26 protein-coding genes are annotated in these 25170 nt (G+C 68.6%); 16 read left to right on the top strand and 10 right to left on the bottom strand.

The window, feature by feature from the left end; translation table 11 throughout:
* Entirely contained in the window at positions 1 to 711 is a 711-nt protein-coding gene (locus QX204_RS12880; RefSeq protein ID WP_301906959.1) for a hypothetical protein, read from the bottom strand.
* Positions 712 to 969: 258 nt separating this feature from the next.
* On the opposite strand from QX204_RS12880, the gene QX204_RS12875 reads away from it, so the two are divergent.
* Complete coding sequence (locus QX204_RS12875) at positions 970 to 1320, top strand: hypothetical protein (RefSeq protein ID WP_301906958.1); 351 nt, start codon at positions 970 to 972, stop codon at positions 1318 to 1320.
* Here the strand turns inward: QX204_RS12875 and QX204_RS12870 are convergent.
* Positions 1317 to 1886, bottom strand: coding sequence for a TetR/AcrR family transcriptional regulator (locus QX204_RS12870; RefSeq protein WP_367620185.1), 570 nt, complete (start codon positions 1884 to 1886; stop codon positions 1317 to 1319). The genes QX204_RS12875 and QX204_RS12870 overlap by 4 nt on opposite strands.
* Positions 1887 to 2121: 235 nt before the next feature.
* On the opposite strand from QX204_RS12870, the gene QX204_RS12865 reads away from it, so the two are divergent.
* The gene (locus QX204_RS12865; RefSeq protein WP_301906957.1) at positions 2122 to 3552 is read left to right on the top strand and encodes an SDR family NAD(P)-dependent oxidoreductase; all 1431 of its coding nucleotides are present in this window, start codon (positions 2122 to 2124) and stop codon (positions 3550 to 3552) included.
* Positions 3553 to 3620: 68 nt separating this feature from the next.
* Entirely contained in the window at positions 3621 to 3995 is a 375-nt protein-coding gene (locus QX204_RS12860) for a DUF2784 domain-containing protein (protein WP_301906956.1), read from the top strand.
* Here the strand turns inward: QX204_RS12860 and QX204_RS12855 are convergent.
* Positions 3976 to 4728: a thioesterase II family protein gene (locus QX204_RS12855; RefSeq protein ID WP_301906954.1), complete on the bottom strand. Its 753-nt coding sequence runs from the start codon at positions 4726 to 4728 to the stop codon at positions 3976 to 3978. The two genes, QX204_RS12860 and QX204_RS12855, sit on opposite strands and share 20 nt — an antisense overlap.
* 42 nt (positions 4729 to 4770) lie before the next feature.
* On the opposite strand from QX204_RS12855, the gene QX204_RS12850 reads away from it, so the two are divergent.
* A complete protein-coding gene (locus tag QX204_RS12850) occupies positions 4771 to 6198 on the top strand; it encodes a CoA transferase (protein WP_301906953.1) in 1428 nt (475 codons plus the stop codon).
* A 13-nt stretch (positions 6199 to 6211) separates the two neighbouring features.
* Here QX204_RS12850 and QX204_RS12845 read toward each other — a convergent pair whose 3' ends face one another.
* On the bottom strand, positions 6212 to 6781 hold the full coding sequence (locus QX204_RS12845) for a TetR/AcrR family transcriptional regulator (RefSeq protein ID WP_301906951.1): 570 nt from the start codon (positions 6779 to 6781) through the stop codon (positions 6212 to 6214).
* 106 nt (positions 6782 to 6887) lie between these two features.
* On the opposite strand from QX204_RS12845, the gene QX204_RS12840 reads away from it, so the two are divergent.
* From QX204_RS12840 to QX204_RS12830, 3 genes are read left to right on the top strand one after another with little or no spacing between them, the layout of a single operon-like run.
* On the top strand, positions 6888 to 8102 hold the full coding sequence (locus tag QX204_RS12840; RefSeq protein ID WP_301906950.1) for an FAD-dependent monooxygenase: 1215 nt from the start codon (positions 6888 to 6890) through the stop codon (positions 8100 to 8102).
* Positions 8103 to 8157: 55 nt separating this feature from the next.
* The gene (locus QX204_RS12835) at positions 8158 to 9198 is read left to right on the top strand and encodes a nucleoside hydrolase (RefSeq protein WP_301906949.1); all 1041 of its coding nucleotides are present in this window, start codon (positions 8158 to 8160) and stop codon (positions 9196 to 9198) included.
* Positions 9195 to 10076: an amidohydrolase family protein gene (locus QX204_RS12830; protein ID WP_301906947.1), complete on the top strand. Its 882-nt coding sequence runs from the start codon at positions 9195 to 9197 to the stop codon at positions 10074 to 10076. The genes QX204_RS12835 and QX204_RS12830 overlap by 4 nt, the downstream gene beginning before the upstream one ends.
* Here the strand turns inward: QX204_RS12830 and QX204_RS12825 are convergent, their stop codons facing one another.
* From QX204_RS12825 to QX204_RS12815, 3 genes are all read right to left on the bottom strand, one after another.
* Positions 10077 to 11114 (bottom strand): alpha/beta hydrolase, encoded by a 1038-nt coding sequence (locus QX204_RS12825; RefSeq protein ID WP_301906946.1) that lies wholly within the window; start codon positions 11112 to 11114, stop codon positions 10077 to 10079. It lies immediately after the preceding gene.
* Positions 11115 to 11258: 144 nt separating this feature from the next.
* Entirely contained in the window at positions 11259 to 11897 is a 639-nt protein-coding gene (locus QX204_RS12820) for a response regulator (RefSeq protein ID WP_301906945.1), read from the bottom strand.
* Entirely contained in the window at positions 11894 to 13048 is a 1155-nt protein-coding gene (locus QX204_RS12815) for a sensor histidine kinase (protein WP_301906944.1), read from the bottom strand. The genes QX204_RS12820 and QX204_RS12815 overlap by 4 nt, the downstream gene beginning before the upstream one ends.
* 203 nt (positions 13049 to 13251) lie before the next feature.
* On the opposite strand from QX204_RS12815, the gene QX204_RS12810 reads away from it, so the two are divergent.
* A complete protein-coding gene (locus tag QX204_RS12810) occupies positions 13252 to 14742 on the top strand; it encodes a multicopper oxidase family protein (RefSeq protein ID WP_301906943.1) in 1491 nt (496 codons plus the stop codon).
* A gap of 58 nt (positions 14743 to 14800) precedes the next feature.
* A complete protein-coding gene (locus tag QX204_RS12805) occupies positions 14801 to 16153 on the top strand; it encodes a TIGR01777 family oxidoreductase (RefSeq protein WP_301906942.1) in 1353 nt (450 codons plus the stop codon).
* Between the two features lie 141 nt (positions 16154 to 16294).
* Here QX204_RS12805 and QX204_RS12800 read toward each other — a convergent pair whose 3' ends face one another.
* Positions 16295 to 17131 carry a MerR family transcriptional regulator gene (locus tag QX204_RS12800; protein ID WP_301906940.1) on the bottom strand — a complete coding sequence of 279 codons (837 nt, stop codon included), beginning with the start codon at positions 17129 to 17131 and terminating at the stop codon, positions 16295 to 16297.
* Positions 17132 to 17337: 206 nt separating this feature from the next.
* Between QX204_RS12800 and QX204_RS12795 the strand changes: the two genes are divergently transcribed.
* The 6 genes from QX204_RS12795 to QX204_RS12770 all read left to right on the top strand — a co-directional run bounded on the left by QX204_RS12795 (position 17338) and on the right by QX204_RS12770 (position 23073).
* Positions 17338 to 17898, top strand: coding sequence for a lipocalin family protein (locus tag QX204_RS12795; RefSeq protein ID WP_301907985.1), 561 nt, complete (start codon positions 17338 to 17340; stop codon positions 17896 to 17898).
* Positions 17895 to 19205: a cryptochrome/photolyase family protein gene (locus tag QX204_RS12790; RefSeq protein ID WP_301906939.1), complete on the top strand. Its 1311-nt coding sequence runs from the start codon at positions 17895 to 17897 to the stop codon at positions 19203 to 19205. The genes QX204_RS12795 and QX204_RS12790 overlap by 4 nt, the downstream gene beginning before the upstream one ends.
* 120 nt (positions 19206 to 19325) lie before the next feature.
* Positions 19326 to 19979: a fasciclin domain-containing protein gene (locus QX204_RS12785; protein WP_301906938.1), complete on the top strand. Its 654-nt coding sequence runs from the start codon at positions 19326 to 19328 to the stop codon at positions 19977 to 19979.
* Between the two features lie 122 nt (positions 19980 to 20101).
* Entirely contained in the window at positions 20102 to 20749 is a 648-nt protein-coding gene (gene sigK, locus QX204_RS12780) for an ECF RNA polymerase sigma factor SigK (protein ID WP_301906937.1), read from the top strand.
* On the top strand, positions 20746 to 21483 hold the full coding sequence (locus QX204_RS12775; RefSeq protein ID WP_301906936.1) for an anti-sigma factor: 738 nt from the start codon (positions 20746 to 20748) through the stop codon (positions 21481 to 21483). Before sigK ends, QX204_RS12775 begins: the two co-directional genes overlap by 4 nt.
* Before the next feature lie 48 nt (positions 21484 to 21531).
* The gene (locus QX204_RS12770) at positions 21532 to 23073 is read left to right on the top strand and encodes a molybdopterin-dependent oxidoreductase (protein ID WP_301906935.1); all 1542 of its coding nucleotides are present in this window, start codon (positions 21532 to 21534) and stop codon (positions 23071 to 23073) included.
* Between the two features lie 16 nt (positions 23074 to 23089).
* On the opposite strand, the gene QX204_RS12765 is transcribed toward QX204_RS12770, so the two are convergent.
* A complete protein-coding gene (locus tag QX204_RS12765) occupies positions 23090 to 23560 on the bottom strand; it encodes an SRPBCC domain-containing protein (protein WP_301906934.1) in 471 nt (156 codons plus the stop codon).
* Positions 23557 to 23922: an ArsR/SmtB family transcription factor gene (locus tag QX204_RS12760; RefSeq protein ID WP_301906933.1), complete on the bottom strand. Its 366-nt coding sequence runs from the start codon at positions 23920 to 23922 to the stop codon at positions 23557 to 23559. Before QX204_RS12760 ends, QX204_RS12765 begins: the two co-directional genes overlap by 4 nt.
* Before the next feature lie 110 nt (positions 23923 to 24032).
* On the opposite strand from QX204_RS12760, the gene QX204_RS12755 reads away from it, so the two are divergent.
* A complete protein-coding gene (locus QX204_RS12755) occupies positions 24033 to 25160 on the top strand; it encodes a magnesium and cobalt transport protein CorA (protein WP_301906932.1) in 1128 nt (375 codons plus the stop codon).
* The last annotated feature ends 10 nt before the right edge of the window (positions 25161 to 25170 follow it).

Raw genomic sequence — 25170 nt, 5'->3', positions numbered from 1 at the left:
CTACTCACTGATCCAGGGCGACCAGACCGCGGCGCTGCCCTTGCCCTCACACACGAGTGCGTGGTTGTCGGAGGTGCGGCCCGACTTGTCCACCGAGGGATCACATTTCGCCCCCGCGGTGTAGTAGGACCCCGACACCTTGAACGGCCCCGACCAGCTGTAACCGCCTGCTCCGCGCAGGCAGAGCAACGTCGCACCGTCTGCGGCGACGCCGAGTAGACCGGCCTTCTCGGCGGCACACTCGGTGCCCTTCTCGACCACGCTGCCCTTCTCGCTGCCGGCCGCGGGGCTCGTCACCGGGACTGCCTCGGTGGTCGTCGGCGTCGCGTGGGAGGTCACCGACACCGGCTTCGGTGTCGTAGTCGACGACCCGGCGAGCGTCGGAACGGACACATCCAACCCGCCGAAAACGGCGAGCCCGATCGCCGCCGCCACCGCCACCTCGGAAATGCCGAGCAACAACGCCAGCAACGCGATTCCCCGCCCACGCGGATGCCCGAACGACAGCAGCCCGAACACGATCGCGATCGGAAACAGCGCCACCAGCGCGGCAGCGAGCGCCACCATCGCATACGGATTCACGCGCGGCTGGTCACCGCGGCGCCCACCACCCGCAGCCTCCGATGGCACCTGCGGCCAGCGCTGGCCGTCCCACCGTCGATCATCGGACTCCTGCTCGGGGTCGTCGTCCCATTCCTCGTACCGTGCCATCAACCCCGGGTCCCTCTCCGATCTCCCCGGGCGCACAACGAAACAGGTATGGCGCCGGGTTACGCGACGAGAATAAGGACTCAGAGCCCGATAGCACAGCTCAAACGCGAAATAGGGTCACAGTGACATAACGTGTGATTGTGCGGTTACCCGCCTGGTAAAGAACCGGCTAACCCATTTGCTTCGCCGGACGGAACAGGTTCATGCTGGTTATCAGGTGGACCACTGCGCGCATCCCTCAGCTCGCGAGGAGGACTCATGTCCGGCAGCACGCCTTCGGCAGACCCAGCCTGGCATGCCCAAGCCGGTGACCTCCTGGCCGACGACTACAACGTCCCCGGCATCATCATGTGCGCGATCGGGGTGGTCGGGCTCGCGTGCACCCTAGTCGCGGCAGGCACCGAACACACCGGATGGGCCGTACTGGCCGGAATAGCGACGGTGCTCTTCCTCGGTGGCGGCGTCGCCGCGCTGATGTTCGAACATCACCGCGAGCAGAAGATCGAACAGACGCTGGGCCGTACCGGCCACGCACCCGGCCACGCCGGACCACAGCGCTACAGTGCCGCGGTCGCCATGCCACCCTCGCGCCGTGGGCTCGATCGCTAACCTTGACCGGGTTCCACGCTCGGTGTCGTCTCGGTGCGCAGGACGCTGGGGATCGTCTCGTTGATGATCGTGAGCAAGGTGTCCGCCAGCAGTCGATGAATCTGGGACCTGGTCAGCGTGCCGCGGGTAATCCATTCGCGGCCGGCGACTTTCACCAGGCCCGCGTAGGCGAGTACCAGCGCGCGCAACGATGCGCTGTCTGCCAGATCGGCGCGTCCGATCATCACCAGCATGCGTTCGGCGGCGGCGTCGTCGGCCTGGTCGAGGATCTGCTGCACCTCGGGGTCGTCACCGACGCCCTCGTGGCTGGTGACCTTCACCCAGGTGGTGCCGTGCTCGGCGATGGTGTCGAGCAGCCAGCCCACGATCGCGTCGACCCGCTCGCCCGCAGTGCCGTCGGGAATGGACACCCTGTCCTGACGCGGCAGGGTCACCATGCGACGCACCACCGCCAGATACAGGTCGCGTTTGTTGCCGAAGTAGTGGTTGATCAAGCCGCGTGCCACCCCCGCGCGCTGGGCCAGCTCCGCGGTCGACACCGCCGCGTAGGGCCGCTCACCGAACATGTCGATGGCACAGGCCAGGATCTGCGCGCGTCGCTCGTCGGGTTCGAGCCTGCGTCTGCGCGGCGCGTCTGCGGTATCAGTGTCCAGCGGGGAAATCGGGCTGCTCCGTCGGGTTCGTCTCGTCGTCGCGCGGTTCGGCGACGGCCCATCACGATACCCAGCGGGTCGCTCGCGCGGCCAATGCGACAATAGATGTCGTCCACCGCTCCCGCACGAAGGAATGTCGCACTCCCCGATGACCGAGAACATGATCGATCCGGATGAGTTGGCGACCTGTCTGCGGGTACTGGAACGCGCCGGGCAGTTGGAGAAGGAACATCCCGATTCCATCGCCGTGCAGCGCGCCGTCGGGCACATGTTCAAAAAGCTCAAGCACCGCCGCCGCATCGAGGCCAGGGAGCAGATCTCCTCGAACGATCGCGCGGTCATCGCCGCGACCGCCACCGGTTCCCCTCAGCGCATCGATGACGAGACCGCGGGCATCCCGATCAGCTCGGCCACCTCAGGGGCGAGCGCAGGCACCCTGCTCAAGGCGCGCCCCTGCTATATCTGCAAGCAGAAGTACACCCAGGTCGACGCGTTCTACCACCAGCTGTGCCCCGAGTGCGCGGCCGCGAGCCACACCAAGCGCGACGCCCGCACCGATCTGTCCGGCAAGCGCGCCCTGCTCACCGGTGGCCGCGCCAAGATCGGCATGTACATCGCGTTGCGTCTGCTGCGCGACGGCGCGCACACCACCATCACCACCCGTTTCCCCAATGACGCGATCCGCCGCTTCGCCGCCATGGAGGACAGCGCCGACTGGCTGCACCGGCTGCGCATCGTGGGCATCGACCTGCGTGACCCCGCGCAGGTCGTCGCACTGGCCGACGACGTCGCCGCGCAGGGCCCCCTCGACATCCTGATCAACAACGCCGCCCAGACCGTGCGCCGCTCGGCAGGCGCCTACAGCGCGCTGGTCGACGCCGAGAACTCCCCGCTGCCCGCGGGCGTGTTGCCGGAGATGGTCACCTTCGGCAAGACAATGCAGGCGCACCCGACCGCGCTCACCGCCTCGCTCACGCCGTCGCTGTCGGCCACCGATGTCGCCGAACTCGCGCTGGTCGCGGGCTCGGCCACCCCGGATCGGATCGCGGCGGGCGTGGCCATCGACGCCGGTGGGCTCGTCCCCGATCTCGCGCACACCAACAGTTGGGTGCAGACCGTCGGCGAGGTGGAGGCCACCGAACTGCTCGAAGTGCAGCTGTGCAACTCGGTCGCGCCGTTCATCCTGGTGTCGCGGTTGCGTCCGGCGCTGGCCGCGGCGGCGGGCAGGCGCAAATACGTGGTCAATGTCTCCGCGATGGAAGGCCAGTTCGGCCGCGGTTACAAGGGCCCGGGGCACCCGCACACGAATATGGCCAAGGCCGCTCTGAACATGCTCACCCGGACCAGCGCGCTGGAGATGTTCGAGGCCGACTCGATCCTGATGACCGCCGTCGACACCGGCTGGATCACCGATGAGCGCCCGCACTTCACGAAGGTCCGCCTGGCCGAAGAGGGCTTCCACGCTCCTCTCGATCTCGTCGACGGCGCCGCCCGCGTCTACGACCCGATCGTGCAGGGTGAGGACGGCGTCGACCTCTACGGCTGCTTCCTGAAGGACTACCGGCCTTCGCCCTGGTGATCCAAGCGATGCCGAACCGGAATGATGATCATGATTCCGGCCGGCGAGCAGGTACATATTCTGAATAGGTGCCGTTCCGGGTGTTGGCCGACGTTCTCGCCGTCACCCACGTCGCGTTCATCGCGTACGTGGTCGTCGGAGGATTCCTCGCGTGGCGATGGCCTCGCACCATCGGCCTGCACGCGATGGCCGTGGCATGGGGTTTCGGCACCATCCTGATCGGCTTTCACTGCCCGCTGACCTACGCCGAGAACTGGGCGCGCAGACGAGCCGGGGTGAGCGAGTTGCCCGAAGCGGGATTCATCGACCACTACCTGACCGGAGTGATCTACCCCGACAGCGCGCTCGGCCTGGTCCGCGCGCTCGTGGCGGTGACGGTGCTGGTCTCCTGGCTCGGCTACGCGCGCCTGTACCAGCGCCGCCTCAGTTCACGTGCCGTGTGATCTCCTGCGCCACCGCGGCGTGCTGGGCGTCGAGATAGAAGTGCCCACCATCGAAGGTGCGCATGCTGAACGGCCCGGAGGTGACCGCACCCCACTGCTCGGCCTGCGCCACAGTGGTCGTGGGGTCCTCGGTGCTGACGAGCGCGACGACCGGGCAGCTCAGTAGCGGTCCCGGCCGCTGCCGATAGGTCTCGACCGCCTGGTAGTCGGCGCGGACGGCGGGCAGCACCAGATCGGCCAGTCCCGGTTCGGTGCGCAGCAGTCGCACCGGGGCCGGGTCGTTCGCCAGCCGCTCCAGATCGTCGATGAGCGCGGCATCCGATGCTCGGTGCAGCCGGGCGGTTTCGACGAACTCCGGCGCGGGACGGCCGGAGACGACGAGGGCGCGAACGGGTTGTCCGGCAGCGGCCAATCGCAGTGCGGTCTCATAGGCCACGGTCGCGCCCATGCTGTGTCCGAACAGCGAACGCGTCGCTGCGGGCCGACGCGCGATGTCGGCGGCGATCCGGTCGGCGAGCAGATGCAGGTCGGTGATCATCGGATCGCCCAGGCGATCCTGTCTGCCCGGATACTGCACCGCTGTCACGTCGACGTTCGGGCCGATGTGTCGCGCCAACTCGCGATAGAAGGTCGCCGAACCACCGCCCGGCGGAAAGCAGATCAATCGCCCACCCGTCGCGGTACCCGGTCGCAGGATTCGAACCCACTCCGTCGCAGCCGTATTCACGCTCACATCACACTCCTCACCGTCGTCACCGCAACTAGGCTGGTCGATGTGACCACCGCGCAGCAGCTCGTCCACGCCTACGAGACGGGAGTAGGACTCCCAGCGTCCGGCGACGCCGACGTGCCCGACCCCGGTGCGCGGTTGGCGGCCACCCTACCGGTGTGGGCGCTCGCGGCGGGTTCGGTGGCGGCGGCGGGCGCGGCCGCCGATCGTGTGCGGGCAGCGCACGGTCTGCCCGCCGGTCCGGTTCGCCTCGACGCCGACCGAGTGACCGCGGCGTTCAGCAGCGAACGACTGTTCCGTCGAGGGGGCAGCGCGCCCGAGTTCTTCGCGGAGCTGTCGGGCTTCTTTCGCACCGCCGACGGCTGGGTCCGCACCCACGCGAACTACCTCCACCACCGTGAGCGATTGCTGCGCGCGCTCGAGCTCGCACCAGACAGTGACGCTGCTCAGCTCACCACCAGGTTGGGCGCGATGAAAGGCGCCGAGGTCGAAGACGCCGCAGCAGCCGCCGGTGCCATCGCCGCGCGAGTCCGCACCGAGGGCGAATGGGCGGACAGTCCGATGGGACGCGCCGCCGCGACAGGACCCTTGGTCGCCGTGGAGACACGTGACGCTCGCACATCCACCGCACAGTGGCCGACAGCCACAGATACCCCGACCGCACTCGATCGACACGCGGTTGCTCGGCTCGGCGTCGGCTCCGCTTCGCCGACGGTCGAGCGACCGCTGACCGGCGTTCGCGTCCTGGACCTCACCCGCGTCCTCGCGGGCCCGGTCGCCACCCGAACACTGGCCCTGCTCGGCGCCGACGTGCTCCGCATCGACCCACCGCAGCTGCCCGAGATCGACTGGCAGTTCTCCGATACCGGCCAGGGCAAACGCTCCACGCTGCTCGACCTCGGCACCGACCTCGCGACCTTCGACGATCTCCTCGCCGCGGCGGACGTGCTGGTCACCGGCTACCGCCCGGGCGCGCTCGCCGCGGCCGGGGTCCACGCGGCCCGACATCCAGGCTTGATCGAGGCATCGGTGTGCGCCTGGGGTACGAACGGGCCGTGGGGTGCGCGCCGGGGGTTCGACAGCATCGTCCAGGCGGCATCGGGCATCTCGCTTCTCGAGGGCACGCCGAATCGGCCCGGGGCGCTACCCGCCCAGGCGCTCGACCACGGTTCGGGCTATCTGCTGGCCGCCGGTGTCATCGACGCCCTGCTGGCTCGCGCCGACGACGGGCTGGCCCGGACCGTTCGGGTTTCCTTGGCCCGCACCGCGTCCTGGCTCCTGGAAGCGGACGACCGCTCCCCCGACCACACCGCCGCCGCACCGCCCGAGGAGGCCGCGACGGTCACCCACGGCGAACTGGTCACGGCCGCACCGGTTTTCGCCGAGTACTCCGACTACCGCTGGCCCGCACCACCGTACGGTTCGGCGCAGCCGTTCTGGGTCGAAGCGACCGACCACTACCATCCCGCGTGACGCGTCGCCCCGGTCATTTTCCGGCCAGCGCCGAGACCGCGGCCGTCAACTGATCGCCGTTGGCGACCACCTCGCCCGGGTTCAGCAACCACAGCACCCCGAGCCCCTGGACGAGTGCGAAGTACATCCGCCCGATGGCCGCGGCCTGGGCGGCGTCGAGTTCGGGGTGTGCTGCCCTGACGTTCGCGGCGAGGTCGTCGAACGCACCGGATAGCTGGTCGCCGAGTTGGGCCCGCGCGTCATCGGAGCGCACGATCCGCACGATGTTCTCCAGACTGGCCAGCATCGCCTCGTGGTTGTCGGCGAAGACCGCGGGCATCCCGTTCCAGAGCTGCGCGAGCCCATCCAGTGGCGTCTTACCCGCGCCGGCGGCGATCAGCCCTTCCATCGCGTCACCGATGGAGTTGCCGAGTGCTTCGCTCAATGCCTCGGTGACCAGGCGGTCCTTCGACCCGAAGTGATAGCCGATCGCGGCCAGGCTCACCCCCGCCGCGGCGGCGATATCGCGCGCGGTCGCCTTCGCGACGCCACGCTCCAAAATCACTTTGCGCGCCCCAGCCAGTAGATCTTCCCTGTTGCCCATACTCAGCAGCCTACCCGATCGTCTCAGACGTTTGTTCTAGACAGACGTGCAAATCTCTGTTAGACATATGTCTAAGACATTCGTACATCTGACGGGAAACACCATCATGAGCACCACCAGCCCCCTGCACGTTCTCGTCTCCGGCGGCGGTATCGCGGGCAACGCGGTCGCACTCCAGTTGCTGCGCAACGGCATTCGCACCACCGTCGTCGAGCGCGCCGCAGTCCCCCGCCCCGGTGGTCAGGCCGTCGATCTGCGTGGCCCGAGCAAGGAGGCCGCACAGCGGATGGGTCTGATGGCGGGCATCGCCGAGTACCAGCTCGACGAGCGCGGGATGTCCTACATCGACGGCGACGGCGAGATCTACGCCAGGATGGCGATGGAGGACTTCGACGGCCAGGGCGCGGTCGCCGAAATCGAGATCACCCGCGGCGATCTCAATCAGGTGCTGCTCGACGCACTGGCCACCGCGGACAACGGCCGGCTCGACTACCGCTACGGCGAGTGGATCGATGAGCTCGTCCCGGACGACGCCGGCGTGGACGTCACCTTCGCCTCCGGGTCCACCGAGCGGTTCGACCTGGTCATCGGCGCCGACGGTATCCACTCGGCGACCCGACGGCTCGTCTTCGGACCCGAAGAGAAGTTCAGCACCAACCTCGGCGGATACGGCGCCTTCTTCACCATGCCGAAGCCGGCCGATGTGGAGCCCGGTTGGTTCAGCATGCGCCTGGTGCCCGGCGCCATGCTCGGTATCCGCCCCGACGCCGACCCGGCCACCGCCAAGGCGATCATCACCGTGCGCACCGAGGTCGACCCGGCGCTGCGCCGCGACACCGACGCCCAGCGCGCGCTCATCGCCGAGGCGATCGGCGACGCGGGCTGGCACGCCCCGGCGGTCCTGGCCGCGATGGACTCCACGCCCGACTTCTACTTCGACGAGATCGCCCGCGTCGACGTGCCCGAGCTGTCCATCGGCCGGGTGACGCTGATCGGCGACGCCGGCTACTGCGGCTCCCCGCTGACCGGCATGGGCACCGCGATGGCCATCGTCGGCGCGTACGTGCTGGCCGCCGAGATCGCCGCCACGCCACACGATCCGGCAGGCGCGCAGCAGCGCTACCAGGACAAGATCTCGCCGTTCCTGGACAAGGCCAAGGAGATCCCCGGCGGCGGTATGGCGATGATGATCCCCAAGTCCGCGCTGTTGACCCGGCTCGCCAAGGCGAACGTGCGACTCATGATGTCTCGCCCGATGCGTCCGCTGACCAAGAAGATCTTCTTCGGCCACACCGAAGAATTCGCCCTGCCGACCTACTGAGCCCACCCACAGACTGGCCGCGGACCCGGTGAGGTCCGCGGCTACGCTCGATCACGTGCCGCAGAAGATCATCCTCGACGTCGATACCGGGATCGACGACTCCCTCGCCATCCTCTACCTGCTGGCCTCCGAGGACGCCGAGATCATCGGCATCGCCGCCACCGCGGGCAACGTCGACGGGGCACAGGTCGCGGCGAACACCCTGGCGATGCTCGACCTGGGCCGCGCACCCGAGATCGAGGTGGCGCTCGGCGCGGCCGAACCGCTGGCCATCCCCTTGCGCACCACCGAGGACACCCACGGTCCGCAGGGTCTCGGGTACGCCGAACTGCCCGTCTCGCCGCGTTCGCTGTCGTCGCGGTCGGCGGCCCAACTCTGGGTCGACCTGGTTCGGGCCGAGCCCGGCGAGGTGACCGGCCTGTGCACCGGGCCGTTGACCAACCTGGCACTGGCCCTGCGCATCGAACCCGAACTGCCGCGCCTGCTGCGCCGTCTTGTCATCATGGGCGGCGCGTTCAACCATCCGGGCAATACGACCCCGACCAACGAGTGGAACATCCACGTCGACCCCGAAGCCGCCAAAGAGGTGTTCGACGCCTTCGCGGCGGCACCGCCGGACCGTAGACCGCTGGTCTGCGCACTCGACATCACCGAGTCCATCGAGATGGTCCCCGAACACCTCGAACTGCTGGCACGGGCGGCACACAGCGCGCCGATCGAGCACGTCGACGCCGGCGATCCCCCCGAATTCCGTTCGGCGGCGAGCAATCCGATCATCCGCTATCTCACCGACGCGGTGCGGTTCTACTTCGACTTCCACCACCAGTACGACCTGGGCTACCTGGCGCACATGCACGACCCCTTCGCCGCCGCGGTGGCACTCGACCCGACCCTGGCGACCACTCGCCCGGCCACCGTCGACGTGGAATTGGCCGGCACCATCACCCGCGCCACCACCGTCGCGGACTGGGCGGGCATGTGGGGCCGAGAACCCAACGCCGACATCGTGATCGGCACCGACCCCGCCGTTTTCTTCGAACGGCTCGTCACCCGCGTCGGTGCCCTGGCCCGCCGCCTCTACCCGGAGCAGTCATGACCGTAGACACCGTTGCCTATCTCGCCGACTTCCGCGCCCGCTACCACCTGCCCGCGATCGTCGACGTCCACACCCACTTCATGCCCGATCAGGTGATGCGCAAGGTCTGGGCGTATTTCGACGCCGTCGGGCCGATGACCGGTCGACCGTGGCCGATCACCTACCGCGACGACGAACAGGTGCGCCTGAAGACCCTGCGCGACTTCGGCGTCCGCGCGTTCACCTCGCTGGTCTACCCGCACAAGCCGGAGATGGGCGCCTGGCTCAACGACTGGACCGCCGAGTTCGCCGCCCGCACCCCCGACTGCCTGCACACGGCCACCTTCTACCCCGAGCCGGACGCGCCACGCTATGTCCGCGAGGCCATCGACAACGGCGCGCGAGTGTTTAAGGTGCACATCCAGGTCGGCGCGTTCTCACCCTTGGACCCCCTGCTCGACCCGGTGTGGGCGATCCTCGCCGAATCCGGCACACCCGTTCTCATCCACTGCGGATCCGGTCCCGCCCCCGGCGAATTCACCGGGCCCGCGCCCATCGCCGAACTGCTGCGGCGCTTCCCGACCCTGCGCTTGATCATCGCGCACATGGGAACCCCCGAATACAGCGAGTTCCTCGATCTGGCCGAGCAATACCCACTGCTCTCTCTCGACACCACCATGGTGTGGACCGACTTCAGCGAAGGCGGTGCGCCCTTCCCGCCCGCCGAACGAGAACGCCTGCGCCGCTTCGGTGATCGCATCCTGTTCGGCAGCGACTTCCCCAACATCCCGTATCCCTACGCCGAGGCGGTGGCCGCCCTGGAGCGCCTCGACCTCGGCCCGGACTGGCTGCGCAAGGTCTGCCACGACAACGCCGTGCGGTTGTTCGAGCTCGACTGATCAGGCGGGGATGCCCATCCCTTCGGCCAGCAGCGGCCACGAGTTCTTGAAGGCCTTCTGCCAGTAGCCCCAGGAGTGGGTGCCCTGGGTCGACACGTCGAAGGTCGCGGGTATATCGAGTTCGTCGAGTCGCTGCTGCAGGTTCTTGGTGCACCACTGGGTGGTGGCCTCGATGACGCCGCCGATGACGATCTGGTTGGCCAATCCGACCGGCCCCCAGGTGACCAGGTGCGAGTCGCCGGGCTTGTCGAATTCGCCGGGCAGGCCGTTGCCGTTGGACACATAGAGCTTGGTCCCGCGCAGACCTTCGGCGTTCACGACCGGATCGTTGGCGGCCCAGGCCGGATCGCCGGGCGGTCCGTACATGTTCGACGCGTCCCCGCCGCCGGTCCCGACGACGACATTGACGAACTGCCTGCCCACCGGGTCGCTGATCTGGGCGCAGCCGCTGTAGGCGGCGACCGAGCGGAACAGTCCCGGCTTGGCGATCGCGAGTTGCAGGACCGAGGTGGCCGTCATCGAGTTCGCCGCGATCGCGTTCTTGCCGGTGGTCGCGAACATCGTGTCGACGATGACGGGTAGTTCGTCGAGGAAGAAGGTGCGCCACTTGTTCACGCCCAACATGGGATCGGGCTCGCGCCAATCGGTGTAGTAGCTCCACGCACCGCCCACCGGCATCACCACGTTGACGTCCTTGCCGGCCAGGAAGTCCACCACGTCGGTGTTCTGCTCCCAGGTGGCTGTGTCCTCACCGCCGCCCGCGCCGTTCACCAGATACAGCGACGGCCGCGGCACCGACGTGTCGGCGGGGCGCTGCACTGTGACGGAGACTTCGCGCCCCATGGCCGCGGAGTGGATCCGCACCGTCACCTGCCGACCGTCGATCGCAGTGACCTCGGCCCGCGACCCTTCGCTGGTCACGACCGGATTCACCACCGCCACAGCGGCTTCCGGACCCTGTGCGTGCACCTCGCCCGCGCTCATCATCGTCGAGCACACCGCGACGAGCACCGCCGACACCGCACTGCGGCACTTCATCGATCCAACCTCCACACCGAAACAGACCGCTCAGTGCGGTCGATCACAGTATCGGGCTAGATCACATCGCCGTTACCGTCCTCATACCATTTCGTCACCAACAGCCCGCTGTGATTGGTCACTGTCACAACGCGACCCGAGTGATCACCCGGTGATCTTGGACGCGTAGACAGCGAGCCGAATCCGGTTGTCGGTACCCGTTTTGTCGAGCAGGTTGGCGATGTGGCTCTTCACAGTGCTCACGCCGAGATGGAGCTCGTCGGCGATCGCTTGATTGCCGTGTCCGGCGCCGACCAGGCGCAGAACATCGAGTTCACGCGGCGTCAGATCGGCAGGCGGGGACGGCGTTTCAGGGACCGATTGCGCTGCAAGAGCCCGCCCGACCAGTCGACGCAGCAGCGCCGGCGAGAACAGCAGATCACCGTCCACCGTGCGCCGGATCGCGTCGAGCAGCACAGCGGGCTCGGTGTCTTTGACGAAATAGCCCGCGGCCCCGGCCGATAGCGCAGGAAACAGGTGTTCGTCGTCGTCGAAGGTGGTGAGCACGAGCACTTTCGCGCGCGGTGTCGAGGCGAGGATCTGCCGGGTCGCCGCGACACCGTCCAGTCCCGGCATGCGCAGATCCATGACGACCAGGTCGGGGGTCAGCTCGGCGTACAGCCGCACCGCTTCGACACCGTCGGCCGCCTCCCCGACGACAACGAGATCGGTGGTGTCCTCGATGAGCATCCGCAGGCCCGCGCGGACGAGCCGCTGATCGTCCACCAACAAGACCGTGATCACGACGCCCCCACTCCCCTCGTGCTGTCGGGCAGCCAGGCGCGCACCGTCCACCTGTCGTCGTCGGCGCCCGTGCCGACCGTGAGGGTGCCACCGGCGAGTTCGGCGCGCTCGCGCATCCCGACGATGCCGTGTCCCGCGACGGCAGTCGCTTCACGAGCGCCGCTGACGACCTCGATGGTGATCCCGTCATCGTGTCTGCCGACCCGGAATCGCACCGGCACACCGTGATCGCCGTGCTTCATCACGTTGGTCAGTGATTCCTGTACCAGCCGCAGCAGGGTGAGCCTGCTGATCGCGTCGAGCCCGCCGAGGTCGGCATCGACCTCGGCCTCCACGGCGAACCCGGCGGCACGAGCCCGGGTGAGCGCGGCGTCGATTTCGGTCGAGACCGCGTCGGTGTCGACCAGGGCGACGGTGCCCAGAGCCGGATCACGCAGGGCAGCGAGCAGCCTGCGGATGTCGGCGAGCGCGTCGGCCGCGGTGCCACGCACGTCGTCGAGGACCGCGACGATGCGCGGATCGGCTTCTCGCACAACATGTCCGGCCACCGAGATCCGCAGGATGATCGATGCCATGTGGTGGGCGACCACGTCGTGCAGTTCCCTGGCCAGTGCGGCGCGCTCGTCGAGACGGGTGCGCGCTTGCGCCTCGACCGCGCGCAGTCGCAAAGTCCGCGCCAGGTCGCGCTGTCCGCGCAGGTACAGCCCGAGCAGCAACGGCAGTCCCACATACGCCGCGGCCTCCACGAGGGTGGACGCGCGCCCGATCGAGTTGTCGTGCAGACCGACCCGCCCGAGCGTCACGGCGGCTGCCCATCCCGCGGTCGCCACCGCCACGATCGACCACCGGTGCGTGCGCGCCACCACATCGACCAGGGCCACCGCGCCGAGATAGGGCACCAGGCCGGAAACGCCCCAGGCCTCCGTGCGCAGCATCGGTACGGCCAACGCCGACAGCACCAGCGAGACCGCGAGCGGCCATCGCGATCCGGCCGCGAACACCACGGCCGCCGTCATCGCCAGCAGCCAGTAGCGCGCGGGCACGCGGTACTGGTCCGGGTAGGTGCTGGCCAGCAGCACCACCGGGATCAGCGCCAGCGGCAGCCACCGCAGCAGTCCGCGCAGGTCGCGGCGGGCACGGATGTCGATCACGCCCCCACGGTAGGCGACCGAGCGGTTCGGACCGCACCAGCAGGCGGTCGGCGCGTCCGCGCCGGAGGGAGCGGCTACCACGCGACCGGCATGTCCGCAAGGGCCGGGCGGGCGGAATCCGGTGGGCCCGATCCGGCTGTTCGGCGGAGTCGCCGCCATCGTCATCGCACCAAGCTGGAGGTTCCCGCACAGAAGGAGCACATGTGGTCTCGCGACGAGGATTTCTCACCGGGCTGGCTCTCACACCGGTGGTGTACGCGGCCGGGTGTTCGATCCGCCCGTCGACACCCGGTCCGGGCACTGGCTCGACCCGCCCGCTGCCCATCCCACCACTGGCCGCCGCGACCGTCGGAGCGGACGGCGTCCGCCGGTTCACCCTGCGGGCACAGCCGGGCACAACCGAGATGATCCAAGGTAAGCACACCCCCACCTGGGGCTACAGCGGGTCGGTTCTCGGGCCGACGGTGCGCGCTCGACGCGGCGAGCAGGTCGCCTTCACCATCACCAACGATCTGCCCGAGCCCACCTCGGTGCACTGGCACGGCATGCACCTGCCCGCGAAGTTCGACGGTGGCCCCCACCAGATGATCGGGCCGGGCGCGATGTGGTCGCCGACGTGGACGGTGCAGCAGCAGGCCGCGACGCTCTGGTACCACCCGCATCCACACGGCGCGACCGAAAAGCATGTCCACCGTGGGCTTTCCGGCTTCTTCCTGATCGACGACGATGCGGCGGACGCACTGGAACTGCCGAAAGACTACGGCGTCGACGATATTCCGTTGGTGATCCAGGATCGTCGGTTCACCGCCGACGGTGCGCTCGACGAATCCGACGCCACCGATGTCGGCCTGCTCGGCGACACGATCGTCACCAACGGCGTCGCCGACGCCCATCTGTCGGTCACCACCGACCGGGTCCGGTTGCGAATCCTGAACGGCTCCTCGGGCCGGCTGTACAACCTCTCCTTCGGCGACGGCAGAACGTTCCAGCTCGTCGCCACCGACGGCGGCCTGCTCCCGAAACCTGTTTCCGCGAACCGGATTCAGCTCAGCCCCGGTGAACGTGTCGAAATGGTGGTCACTGTTGGTGCGGGTGAGAACGTCACGTTACGGTCCCTGCCGATCAGCGAGCGCGCGGGCATCGATCGCGCCACCGAGTTCGGCTTCGACGACACCTTCGACATCCTGACACTGCGTGCCGCCGAATCGCTGCGACCTTCCGCCGCGCTGCCCACGACGCTGATCCCGATGCGCGCCCTCGCCTCCGCGACCACCGCACCGAGCCGCTCGTTCGACCTGCAATGGTTCATGATCAACAACCGCCGCATGGACATGAACCGTATCGACATGAGCATCCCCGTCGACAGCACCGAAGTCTGGACGGTTCGCAACAAGGACAACTGGCCGCACAACTTCCACGTCCACGACGTCCAATTCCAGATCCTCGCCGTCGACGGAACACCCCCTCCCCCAGCACTTTCCGGCTGGAAGGACACCGTCTACACCGCCCCCGACACCACCTACACCCTTGCCATGCACTTCGCCGACCACACCGATCCCACCTATCCGTACATGTACCACTGCCACCTGCTCCACCACGAAGACCAGGGCATGATGGGTCAATTCCTGGTCCTCGCCCCCGGTCAGCAACCAGCCCCGATGCAGATGGACATGGGTGCGATGGGTCACGGCTGATACCGCGTTTCGATGCGTCATCGCTTCACCGATCGCTGATCGTGGCTACAGTCGAGTCATGGGCATCGAGTGTTCTGGCATCGTCGCAACACCCCGGGCCGACGTCTTCGCCTGGTTCGCTCGTCGCGGTGCGTTCGCGCGATTGGCTCCGCCGTGGCAACCGGTCACCCTGCTCGACGAGGCCGATTCGCTGGCCACCGGGCGTGCGGTGCTCGGTCTGCCCGGCGGGCTGCGCTGGGTCGCCGCACACGACCCCGAGCAGTATCTGCCGCCGGAACGGTTCGCCGACGCTGTCGCGGCGGACGGGCTGGCCTCGTTGCCGGTCTCGCGCCTGCTGCCGTGGCGACACGTCCACGAGTTCGCCGAGATCGACGACGCGCACACCCGGGTCATCGATCGGGTGCAGACCCCGATTCCGGAGTCGGTCCTGCGGCCGATGTTCGACTACCGCTACCGCCAGCTGACCAACGATCTGGCCGCCCACCTGCGTGCGAGCCAGTCCGGTTGGCAACCGTCGACGATCGCGATGACCGGCGCGTCGGGACTGGTCGGCTCCGCGCTGAGCGCCTTCCTCAGCACCGGCGGGCATCACGTGGTGCGGTTGGTCCGCCATGACGCGCGTCATCCCGACGAACGACAGTGGGACCCCGCCGCACCCGCCGCCGACCTGCTCGCCGACGTCGACGCCGTGGTTCATCTGGCCGGGGCATCCATCGCGGGACGGTTCACCGCCGCGCACCGGCGCGCGGTGGCCGACAGCCGCATCGAGCCGACCCGGCGGCTCGCCGAACTCGCCGCCGCCTCGGGGGTCGACACCTTCGTCAGCGCTTCGGCCATCGGCTACTACGGATACGACCGCGGCGAACAGACCCTGACCGAGCAGTCCGAGCGCGGTGACGGGTTTCTGGCCGATGTGGTCGAGCAGTGGGAAGACGCCTGCGAGCCCGCCGCGGTGGGCGGAGTCCGTGTCGTGCGGGTGCGCACCGGCATCGTGCAGTCTCCGCAGGGCGGCACCCTGCGGCTGCTTCGACCGTTGTTCAGCGCCGGGCTCGGTGGCCGGATCGGGGACGGCCGACAGTGGTTGTCGTGGATCGGAATCGACGATCTCGTCGACATCTACCATCGCGCGCTTTGGGACCGCACCCTGCACGGACCGGTCAATGCTGTTGCGCCGCAGGCGGTTCGCAACAGCGACTACACCCGCGTGCTGGCACGGGTGCTCCATCGTCCCGCGCTGCTGCCGGTCCCGAGTTTCGGTCCGGCCATCCTTCTCGGCAAACAGGGTGCGCGGGAACTCGCCGAGGCCAATCAGCGGGTGACGCCGACCCGGCTGACGGAGGCCGGGCACAGCTTCCGTACCGAGGGCTTGGAGGAGACGCTGCGCCATCTCCTCGGGCGGACCGCGAGCTGACGGCGTTCGGCGCCAGCCGTCAGCCGAGCGACAGTGTTCGGCGGGTCAGACGACCCCGGCCAGCCGTACCGCCTCCAACGCATCGACTGAGCATCGTTGGCCCGTCGACGCCGAGCCGGAACGTGGCCGATCCGGCGATGTTCAGCGCAGGGCATCGACCGCGAGTGCGAGTCCGCCGATCCGCTCGACCGTCTCGGGCAGCATCACGACCTCCCACCCCGGCCCACCGACGAGCACCCGCGCGCCCGCCCCCGCACACGCCAGCACCGCCGAGGTCAACGCGGTCGACTCCCGTTGCGACCACAGCAGCACCGAGGCCCCGCGCGGATGCCTGGCGAGCGCGTCGGACAGCGCGACGGTCGGCACGTCGGCGCCCAGCATGCGGGCCCCGACCCCGGCCTGCGCCAGGGCGGCACGCAACACGTCGAGCGGGAGTGAATGCGTTTCGCCGCTGGTGCACGCGAGCAGCACGGGCGCGCTGCTCTGCGCCGGTTTCACCTGCTGCATGACTGCCGCGATCGACCACGACAGCAGGTGCTCGACGTCGATGCAGCCCTCGCCACCGCCCTGCCGCGCGACGACATCGGCGAACGCGGGGCGGCACACGGTCTCCCAGGTCTGGACCACGCCGTGCGCCCGCACGTGCGCGTCCAGATGCGCGCAGACGGTGGTGGTATCCAGCGCGAACGCCGCGTCGAGCAGGGCGGTGCGGTCACCGAGCACCGGCGCAGGCCCGCGAGCCGCCGCCGCGGCCCCGGCCGGACTCGCGCCGCCGCCGATGAGCTCGAGCATGTGCTCGAGCACGGCGATATCGGTGTCGGAGTAGAGGCGATGGCGGCCGGGCCGGTCCTGGGCAGGGCCGATGCCGTAGCGGCGGTTCCAGCTCCGCAGGGTCGCGGTCGGGATGCCGAGACGATCGGCCACCGCGCGCACCGTGAATCCGGCCGCGGCGGATTCGGGAGCAAAACCGGCGGACATCGTTTCATTCTGCCCGTAATGCCTTGACCGGCGCGTCACGGCCCGTCCTCCGCGCGTCGGCGGCGTACGCTGCCCGCCGAATCGACCTCCCACCGAACCGACCACACAATGCATCGTTAGTGCATCGTTTGCTGCTAGCATGGTGTGAACACCACCTATCGCGAGGAGTTCCTGTGCGTACCCGTCTCGGCCCGTGGACCACCACCCTGCTGATCGCCGTCGGCCTCTCCGTCGCGGGCACCGCCACCGCGGCCGCCGAACCACCCGCGCCGGTGCCCAGTCTCGAGCTCGACCGCTACCTCGGCGAATGGCGTCAGCTCGCGGCAGTGCCCCAGCCGTTCAACCTCAATTGCGCGCGCGATACCACCGCGACCTACACCCTCGACCCGGCCGGCGACGTCGGCGTGTTCAACCGCTGTCGCACCTGGACCGGCGGCGTCGACGAGATCCGTGGCACCGCGACGGTGAACGACCCGGTCACCAACGCGCAACTGCACGTGAGCTTTCCGGGCGTCCCCGGCCAGGACGGGCGCCAGGGAGACACCAACTACATCGTGACCGCGCTCGGCCCGGACTACTCGTGGGCTCTGGTCACCTCGCCGAGCAGGCTGTCCGGTTTCGTCCTGTCCCGCACTCCGGCACTCGACGACGCCACCTGGCAGCAGATCGACGAGGCGATCAGGATCGCCGGTCAGGACCCGTGCATCTATCTCACCTCGCCCACGACCGGCGGACGTGAGGGCGTGGCGCCCCTCTGCGCACGATGAGCGTCGCCATCGCCCTGTTCACTCGCGACCTGCGCGTGCACGACAACCCGGTGCTCACCGCGGCCGCGCGCGATGCCGACGAGGTGGTGCCGCTGTTCGTCGTCGACGAGGCGCTGGTGCCCGATCGCTGCCCGCCCAATCGCGCGCACTTCCTCGCCGCCGCACTGGCCGAACTCGACAAGGAACTGCGCGCGCTCGGCGGCACGCTGGTCGTGCGCCGCGGCGCGGTGGTCGACGAGGTCGCGCGGGTGGCGAAGGAGACCGGCGCCGCGAGCGTGCACCTTGCCGAGGACGTCAGCGGCTACAGCAGCAAGCGGGAAAAAGCGCTGCGCCGGATCCCCGACGTCACCGTGGTGTGCCATTCCGGTTCCATCACAGCCACTTCCGCCGAGCTGGTCCCGTCGACGGGTCGCGATCATTTCGCCGTTTTCACCCCGTACTTCCGGCGCTGGAGCACGGCCCGTCACCGCACCCCACTGGCGGCGCCGCGTTCATTGGCGGTCCCGACGATCCGGAGCGAGGCGCTGCCGGAGGCACAGACGCTGAGCTCGGGCGAGCCGTCGCCGCAGTTGCAGGTCGGCGGGGAGTCCGCCGGGCGTGCCGTGCTGCAGGATTGGCTCGACGGCCCGATCGCCGACTATGCCCGCGACAACGACTTTCTCGCCGCGGATGCCACCTCCCGTTTGTCGCCCTATATCCATTTCGGATGTGTCTCGCCCACCGAGGTGGTGAGCCGGGTCGACGCGTCGGACGAAGGCGGGCTCGCCTTCGTCCGACAGCTGGCCTGGCGCGACTTCCACCACCAGGTCCTCGCGGCCCGCCCCGATGCCGCCTGGTCGGACTACCGCACCCGCGTGAGCGCGGGCCCCGACGACGAAAAGTCCGTCGCCGCTTGGCGAGACGGGCGAACCGGCTATCCGATCGTCGACGCGGGCATGCGCCAACTGCGCGCCGAGGGCTGGATGCCGGGGCGAGCGCGGTTGATCGCGGCCAGCTTCCTCGCCAAGTCGCTGCACCAGGACTGGCGGGTCGGCGCGGCACATTTCCTGCACTGGCTCGTCGACGGCGACCTCGCGAACAACCAGCTCAACTGGCAGTGGGTCGCGGGCACCGGGACCGACACCAGGCCCAACCGGGTACTCAACCCCCTGCGCCAAGCCGACCGCTACGACCCCGACGGCGTCTACGTGCGCCGCTGGCTGCCCGAGTTGGCCCATCTGCCCGGCGCGAGCATTCACCGTCCGTGGCGCGAAAACGTCGATGCGGCAGACTATCCCGCGCCGATCATCGACTGTGTCGGCAGCTAGCGCGATGTCGGGGAAATCGGTGTCGCTCACGACCAATCCGAGTCACCGAGCCTGCCGAACTCCGTTGCGTCCAGAACCTGTGCGGCACTTCGCCGCCTCGACGGAAGTGACGGAAACACCATGCGATCTCTGCCAAGAACTCTCGTTGCGGCGATGCTCCTCGGCTCGGCGCTCGGCCTCGCGGCCTGTTCCGACGACAGCTCGAGCACCACCGCCGCCTCGTCCTCGTCCGCGCCGATGACCTCGGCACCGGCCACGACCACCGGTGCGTCCGCAGCCTCGGACCTGGTCGGGCCCGGGTGCGCGGCATACGCCGCCCAGGTTCCCAGTGGACCCGGCTCGGTCAGCGGGATGGCCCAGGAACCGGTCGCCGTCGCCGCGTCCAACAACCCGATGCTCACCACCCTGGTTTCAGCGGTCTCGGGCAAGCTCAATCCCGAGGTCAACCTGGTGGATACGCTCAACGGTGGCCAGTTCACCGTTTTCGCGCCCGTCGACTCGGCGTTCGCGAAGATCGATCCGGCCACGATCGAGTCGTTGAAGACCGATTCGGCCACGCTCACCTCGATCCTCACCTACCACGTCGTGCCGGGCCAGATCGCGCCGCAGAACATCGCGGGCACGCACAAGACGGTCCAGGGCGCCGACGTCACGGTCAGCGGCTCGGGGAACACGATCAAGGTCGCCGACGCGAACGTCATCTGCGGCGGCGTCCGCACCGCCAACGCCACCGTGTACATGATCGACAGTGTGCTCATGCCGCCTGCGGCATGATGTCGACGATGGTCGCGCCGGCGCTCAGTCCAGCGTCACTGCAGAAATATCTCGGCGACGCCCATCCGAACCCGAAGGCAGGCCGAAATCCCTCTCATGCTGATTCAAGCAGGGACTACACGATGACGGCCCGGTCGGGCTCCTCACCGATCCGCCTGCGATCGGTGACCGAGCCCGCTCCGGCCTGCCCGGCGGGCGCCCAGCGCGACTATGCCGTGCAAGCGCGGCTGGTCACCTTGCTCGACGATGTCGCGGCGGGTGATCGGTCGGCGTTCGCCGAGTTCTATCGGGCCACCAGCCCGAGGGTGTTCGGGCTCGCGCTGCGCGTGGTGCGCAACCACGGCGCCGCCGAGGACATCGCCCAGGAGGTGTTCCTCCAGGTCTGGTCGCTGGCCGGGCAGTACGACGCGGCCAAGGCCAGCCCGATCGGCTGGTTGATGATGCTGACCCACCGGCGCGCGGTCGACCGGGTACGGGCCGAGCAGTCGGCCACCCGTCGCGACATCGTGTTCGGTCACGCCCACCTCGGCTGCGACCACGACATAGTGGCCGAGGAGGTCACCCAGCGACTCGACGAGCAGTCGGTGCTGGACTGTCTCGAGACCATGACCGACCTCCAACGCGAAGCGGTGGCGCTGGCCTATTACGGCGGGCGCACCTACGTCGAGGTCTCCGAGACCCTGGCGGTGCCGTTGCCGACAGTGAAGAGCCGGATCAAGGACGGCTTGAAAAGGCTCGAGAATTGTTTGACCGGAGGAGGTTCCCGATGAGCGAGACCGATCGGCGAACGCCCTGGTCGTGGATCGACGAGGCCTACCCGTATGCCATCGACGCGTTGGATCCCGAGCAGCGACAGGCGCTCGACGAGTGGCTGGAGGCCGCCGGACCCGACCGGGCGGCCGAATTCCATACCCTCGTACGGCGCATCCAGGAAACGATGGCGGAGCTGACCGTGTTCGACTCGGTTCCCCCACCCGCGCGACTCGAATCCGCGCTGATGCGGGCGCTGGACCGCCACGACCCACAGATACATCCGCTCGCACGGCACCGCACGCTCGGCAAGCGGTGGCAGCTGCGATGGTTGACTGTCGCCGCCGCGGCGATCGTGGCGGTCGGCGCCGGCGTCGGCATCGCGGTGGTGATGGAGCGCGCGGACGACAGCACGGGAGCCGTCACCGCCCAGCAGGTGATCGACCAGCCCGACAGCTCGGAGTCCTCGGTCGCTGTCGCCGGCGGCGGCGCGATGACGGTGTACCAGTCGAAAGCCCTCGGCGCCGCCGCGGTGTCCTTCGACGACATGCCCGCGCTGCCCGCCGATCGCAGCTACCAACTGTGGCGGCTGACCGGCGAGAGCGACCCACCGCAATCGGTGGCGGTGATGGACGGTCCGACTTCGGTCGTCACCACTGTCGACCTCGCCGACACCCTCGCGGTCACCATCGAGCCCGCCGGTGGTTCGCCTGGGCCGACCACCACCCCGATCGTCAGCATGATCGTCGGCTGACCCGCTGCGGCGGGCCGTGCCGACACTCGAAACACCAGGAGTGACAGCATGGTTCGCCGACTAGGTTTCACCCATCGTCATCCGGGCCGTCTCGCTGCGGCGGCCGCGGCTGCGGCCGCCGCGGCCCTCGTCCTCGGGGTCGGACACCTCGTCGCCGTGTTCGTCGATCCGGCCTCATCTCCCTTCTTCGTTCTCGGCGCCACGGTGGTCGATCACACACCGAAGTGGTTGAAAGACAGCGCCATCCGCTGGTTCGGTGCCAACGACAAGCTGGCCCTGGCCATCACGATGGGCCTGGTGATGGCGGTGGCTGCCGCGATGATCGGTCTGGTGGCCCGCCGCAGCCTTGCCTCGGCGGCGGGCCTGCTGGGCGCTCTCGGTGTGGTCGTGGCGGGACTGGCACTGCTCCGCCCTACTGCCACACCGCTTTTCGCCGTTCCTGCGTTGGTCGGGGCGGTGGCGGGGATCGCGGCGCTGTGCGCGTTGTTCCTCGCGCCGTCCGAGAGCGCCCAGCGGGCGGGGCCGACACGACGCGGCTTCCTGCTCGCCCTGACGGCGGTGGCCGCGGGCGCGGCCGCGGCGGGTGCGGCGGGCCGGGTCATCGGTACCCGACTACGCGACATCACCGCCGACCGGGCGGCTTTCGTCCTGCCCCGGGTCGCGGAGTCGGCCCGGCCGGTCACCGCCGAGATGGACCAGGCGATTCCCGGACTGACTCGATTCATCACCCCCGCAACGAATTTCTACCGTGTCGACACCGCGCTACAGCTCCCGTCGTTGACCCGCTCGCAATGGCGGCTACGCATCCATGGGATGGTGGACCGCGAAATACGTCTCGACTTCGACGAATTGAGTGCCAGGCGCGCCGTCGAGTCGCTCATCACGCTCACCTGCGTCTCCAACGAGGTCGGTGGCGATCTCGCAGGCACCGCGCTGTGGACCGGATATCGGCTGTCCGATCTGCTGGCCGAGGCCGGCCCTTCCGCCGACGCCGACATGATCCTCTCGCGCAGCATCGACGGATTCACCGCGGGAACGCCGCTGGCCGCCGTGCTCGGCAACCCCGATGCTTTGCTCGCCGTCGCGATGAACGGCGAAGCGCTGCCCGTCGCCCATGGCTACCCAGCCCGCATGATCGTGCCCGGCCTCTACGGCTACGTCTCGGCCACCAAATGGGTTGTCGACCTGGAACTCACCCGATTCGACCGCGCTCAGGCGTACTGGACCCAACGCGACTGGGCGCCGCGGGCGCCGGTCAAGACCGCGTCCCGCATCGATGTCCCGGCGGCGTTCGCCCACCTCGACGCCGGAGCCGTGACCGTGGCGGGCGTCGCCTGGGCCCAGGGCCGCGGGATCAGCGCCGTGGAGATCCAGGTCGACGACGGCCCGTGGCAGCCCACCACACTCGCCACGGCCTACTCCCTCGATACCTGGCGCCAGTGGACCTGGACCTGGGAGGCCTCGCCGGGCACCCACTCGCTTCGCGTACGCGCGATCGATGCCACCGGCGAGGTGCAGACCGACGCCAGAGCCACCCCGTTCCCCGACGGCGCGACGGGCAGGCATTCGCGCGTTGTCATGGTGCGCTGACCACCGCGCGGACCGCTCAGGCCTGGGCGAGGAGATAGTTCACCAGGGCGTCGACGAGACCGCGGGTGCCCTCCTCACGCAGGGCGCCGGTGTCGAATCCGTCCAGGTGGGCGCCGAATTCGACGAGAGTCAGCTTGGTGCCGGTGGTGGTGGGTTCGAATTCCCAGGTGGCTACCGACGTGGAGATATGGGAGCCGTTCAGCCACATGTCGTAGGTGTAGACGAGGCGTTCGTTGTCGACGATGTCGGTGTAGGTGGCGACGAAGCGGGAAGTCACGTCATGGAAGGTGCCTTCGTTGATCTCGCGGCCGCCTACCGCGAAGTCGACCGAGACCTCGCCCTGTTCCCAACCTTCCTCGCCGCCGAACCACTTCGCCTTGACGGCGGGATCGGCGAAGGCCTGGAAGACGACGGCGGGCGCGACGGGCACCTCACGTTCGATGGTGAACTGGGCGTGGTTGATGGAGCGGGTCACCGTGTCGGTCATTGCTGTTCTCCTTCTGAGGTTTCGGTCGATTCCACGAGCAGTGCCGTGAGCCGGTCCACCTGCCGCTGCGCCGGTGGGCGTTGGCGGTGCAGCCAGTCCATCGCGGTCCCGAACGCGTCCGGCACCAGTTGGTAGGTGCGCACGCGCCCGATCTTCGCCGAGCTGACGAGCCGACCCGCTTCCAGCGCTTTCAGGTGCTGCACGATCGTCGGGAGCGCGACCTCGAACGGTGCGGCGAGATCCGACACCGATGCGGGCCCACGCGCCAACCGTTCGACGATCGCGCGACGAGTCGGATCGGCCAATGCCCGAAAGACACTGTCGAGCCCTCCGTCCGGTTCGTCGCTGGAATACTTAGGCACATACCTAAGTATTCACATTTGCGGCGGTCTGCGCAACCCCTCGGTTCGGTTGCGTCCGTATCGGCCGACGTGGGATGCTGCGCAACGATCGAAGAGAGCGAGGCGAAACGATGGTCGACGACCCTCACATCTCATCGGCTCGCCTCGCGCCCCGGCGCAGCATCGGATCCGTGGTCGCGGGTTCTCCGCTGCTGTCGCGCGGTAGACGCCGGGTGCAAGCCGTCCGCAAACCTTCGGTCCCGACAGCGCGCGCCATCGTCGACTGCGCCGCCTACGTCGACGGCAAACGCCTGCCCGGCCGCTTCACCCCGGAGTCCGCCCTGGCCGAAATCCGCGAGCGCGGAACCGGTTTCGTATGGATCGGGCTGTTCGAACCGGACCTGCGGCAGATGGGCGAGGTCGCCGAGACATTCGGCCTGCACGAACTCGCCGTCGAGGACGCTGTCACCGGCAGGCAGCGCCCGAAGTTCGAACGCTACGACGACACCATGGTCACCGTGATGCGGACCGTCGCCTATGTCGAGCACGATATGCACATCGTCAGCGAGATCGTGCAGACCGGCGAGATCATGGTCTTTCTCGGCGCCGATTTCGTCGTCGCGGTCCGCCACGGCGAACACAACGAACTCACCGCGGTCCGGCGCAGGCTCGAGACCGAACCCGACCGCCTCGCGCTCGGCCCCGGCGTCGTGCTGCACGCGATCGCCGACCACGTCGTCGACTCCTACACCGATGTCACCCAGGCGGTCGAGTTCGACGTCGAGTCGATGGAAGAGGAGCTGTTCAGCCCACGCAGCAAGCTCCCTATCGAGGCGATCTACCAGCTCAAACGAGAAATCGTCGAGCTGCGGCGCGCCGTGCGCCCGCTGGCGAGCCCGCTGCAAACCCTCACCGCGCCGCACACTCCCCTACCCAAGGAGGTGCGGCGCTACCTGCGCAATGTGGCCGACCACCACAGCGGGGTCGCCGAACGCATCAACGACCTCGACGAAACCCTCACCACCCTCGTCGGGGCCGCCGTGGCCAAGATCGCCGTCCAGCAGAACACCGATATGCGCAAGATCTCCGCCTACATCGCCATCCTGGCCGTGCCGACCATGATCGCCGGCATCTACGGCATGAACTTCGATCACATGCCCGAGCTCAGACAAACCTGGGGCTACCCCGCCACGATGATCGTCATGCTCGCCATCTGCACCGCCCTGATCGTCGCCTTCCGGCGTATCCGCTGGTTGTGAGAGTCCGACC

The organism is Nocardia sp. PE-7, assembly GCF_030486425.1.
GTDB lineage: Bacteria > Actinomycetota > Actinomycetes > Mycobacteriales > Mycobacteriaceae > Nocardia > Nocardia salmonicida_A.
Note: the sequence above shows the minus strand (reverse complement) of the source record. Positions and strands in the feature narration are given on the sequence as shown.

Bases quoted from the DNA above. Each gene is read 5' to 3' on its own strand.
- QX204_RS12870 (WP_367620185.1), bottom strand. From the start codon at position 1,886: ATGTTCGGTGAGCGGCCCTACGCGGCGGTGTCGACCGCGGAGCTGGCC.
- QX204_RS12805 (WP_301906942.1), top strand. From the start codon at position 14,801: ATGGGCATCGAGTGTTCTGGCATCGTCGCAACACCCCGGGCCGACGTC.
- QX204_RS12875 (WP_301906958.1), top strand. From the start codon at position 970: ATGTCCGGCAGCACGCCTTCGGCAGACCCAGCCTGGCATGCCCAAGCC.
- QX204_RS12755 (WP_301906932.1), top strand. From the start codon at position 24,033: ATGGTCGACGACCCTCACATCTCATCGGCTCGCCTCGCGCCCCGGCGC.
- QX204_RS12865 (WP_301906957.1), top strand. From the start codon at position 2,122: ATGACCGAGAACATGATCGATCCGGATGAGTTGGCGACCTGTCTGCGG.
- QX204_RS12790 (WP_301906939.1), top strand. From the start codon at position 17,895: ATGAGCGTCGCCATCGCCCTGTTCACTCGCGACCTGCGCGTGCACGAC.
- QX204_RS12845 (WP_301906951.1), bottom strand. From the start codon at position 6,781: ATGGGCAACAGGGAAGATCTACTGGCTGGGGCGCGCAAAGTGATTTTG.
- QX204_RS12825 (WP_301906946.1), bottom strand. From the start codon at position 11,114: ATGAAGTGCCGCAGTGCGGTGTCGGCGGTGCTCGTCGCGGTGTGCTCG.
- QX204_RS12880 (WP_301906959.1), bottom strand. From the start codon at position 711: ATGGCACGGTACGAGGAATGGGACGACGACCCCGAGCAGGAGTCCGAT.
- QX204_RS12800 (WP_301906940.1), bottom strand. From the start codon at position 17,131: ATGTCCGCCGGTTTTGCTCCCGAATCCGCCGCGGCCGGATTCACGGTG.
- QX204_RS12840 (WP_301906950.1), top strand. From the start codon at position 6,888: ATGAGCACCACCAGCCCCCTGCACGTTCTCGTCTCCGGCGGCGGTATC.
- QX204_RS12830 (WP_301906947.1), top strand. From the start codon at position 9,195: ATGACCGTAGACACCGTTGCCTATCTCGCCGACTTCCGCGCCCGCTAC.
- QX204_RS12785 (WP_301906938.1), top strand. From the start codon at position 19,326: ATGCGATCTCTGCCAAGAACTCTCGTTGCGGCGATGCTCCTCGGCTCG.
- QX204_RS12765 (WP_301906934.1), bottom strand. From the start codon at position 23,560: ATGACCGACACGGTGACCCGCTCCATCAACCACGCCCAGTTCACCATC.
- QX204_RS12770 (WP_301906935.1), top strand. From the start codon at position 21,532: ATGGTTCGCCGACTAGGTTTCACCCATCGTCATCCGGGCCGTCTCGCT.
- sigK (WP_301906937.1), top strand. From the start codon at position 20,102: ATGACGGCCCGGTCGGGCTCCTCACCGATCCGCCTGCGATCGGTGACC.
- QX204_RS12775 (WP_301906936.1), top strand. From the start codon at position 20,746: ATGAGCGAGACCGATCGGCGAACGCCCTGGTCGTGGATCGACGAGGCC.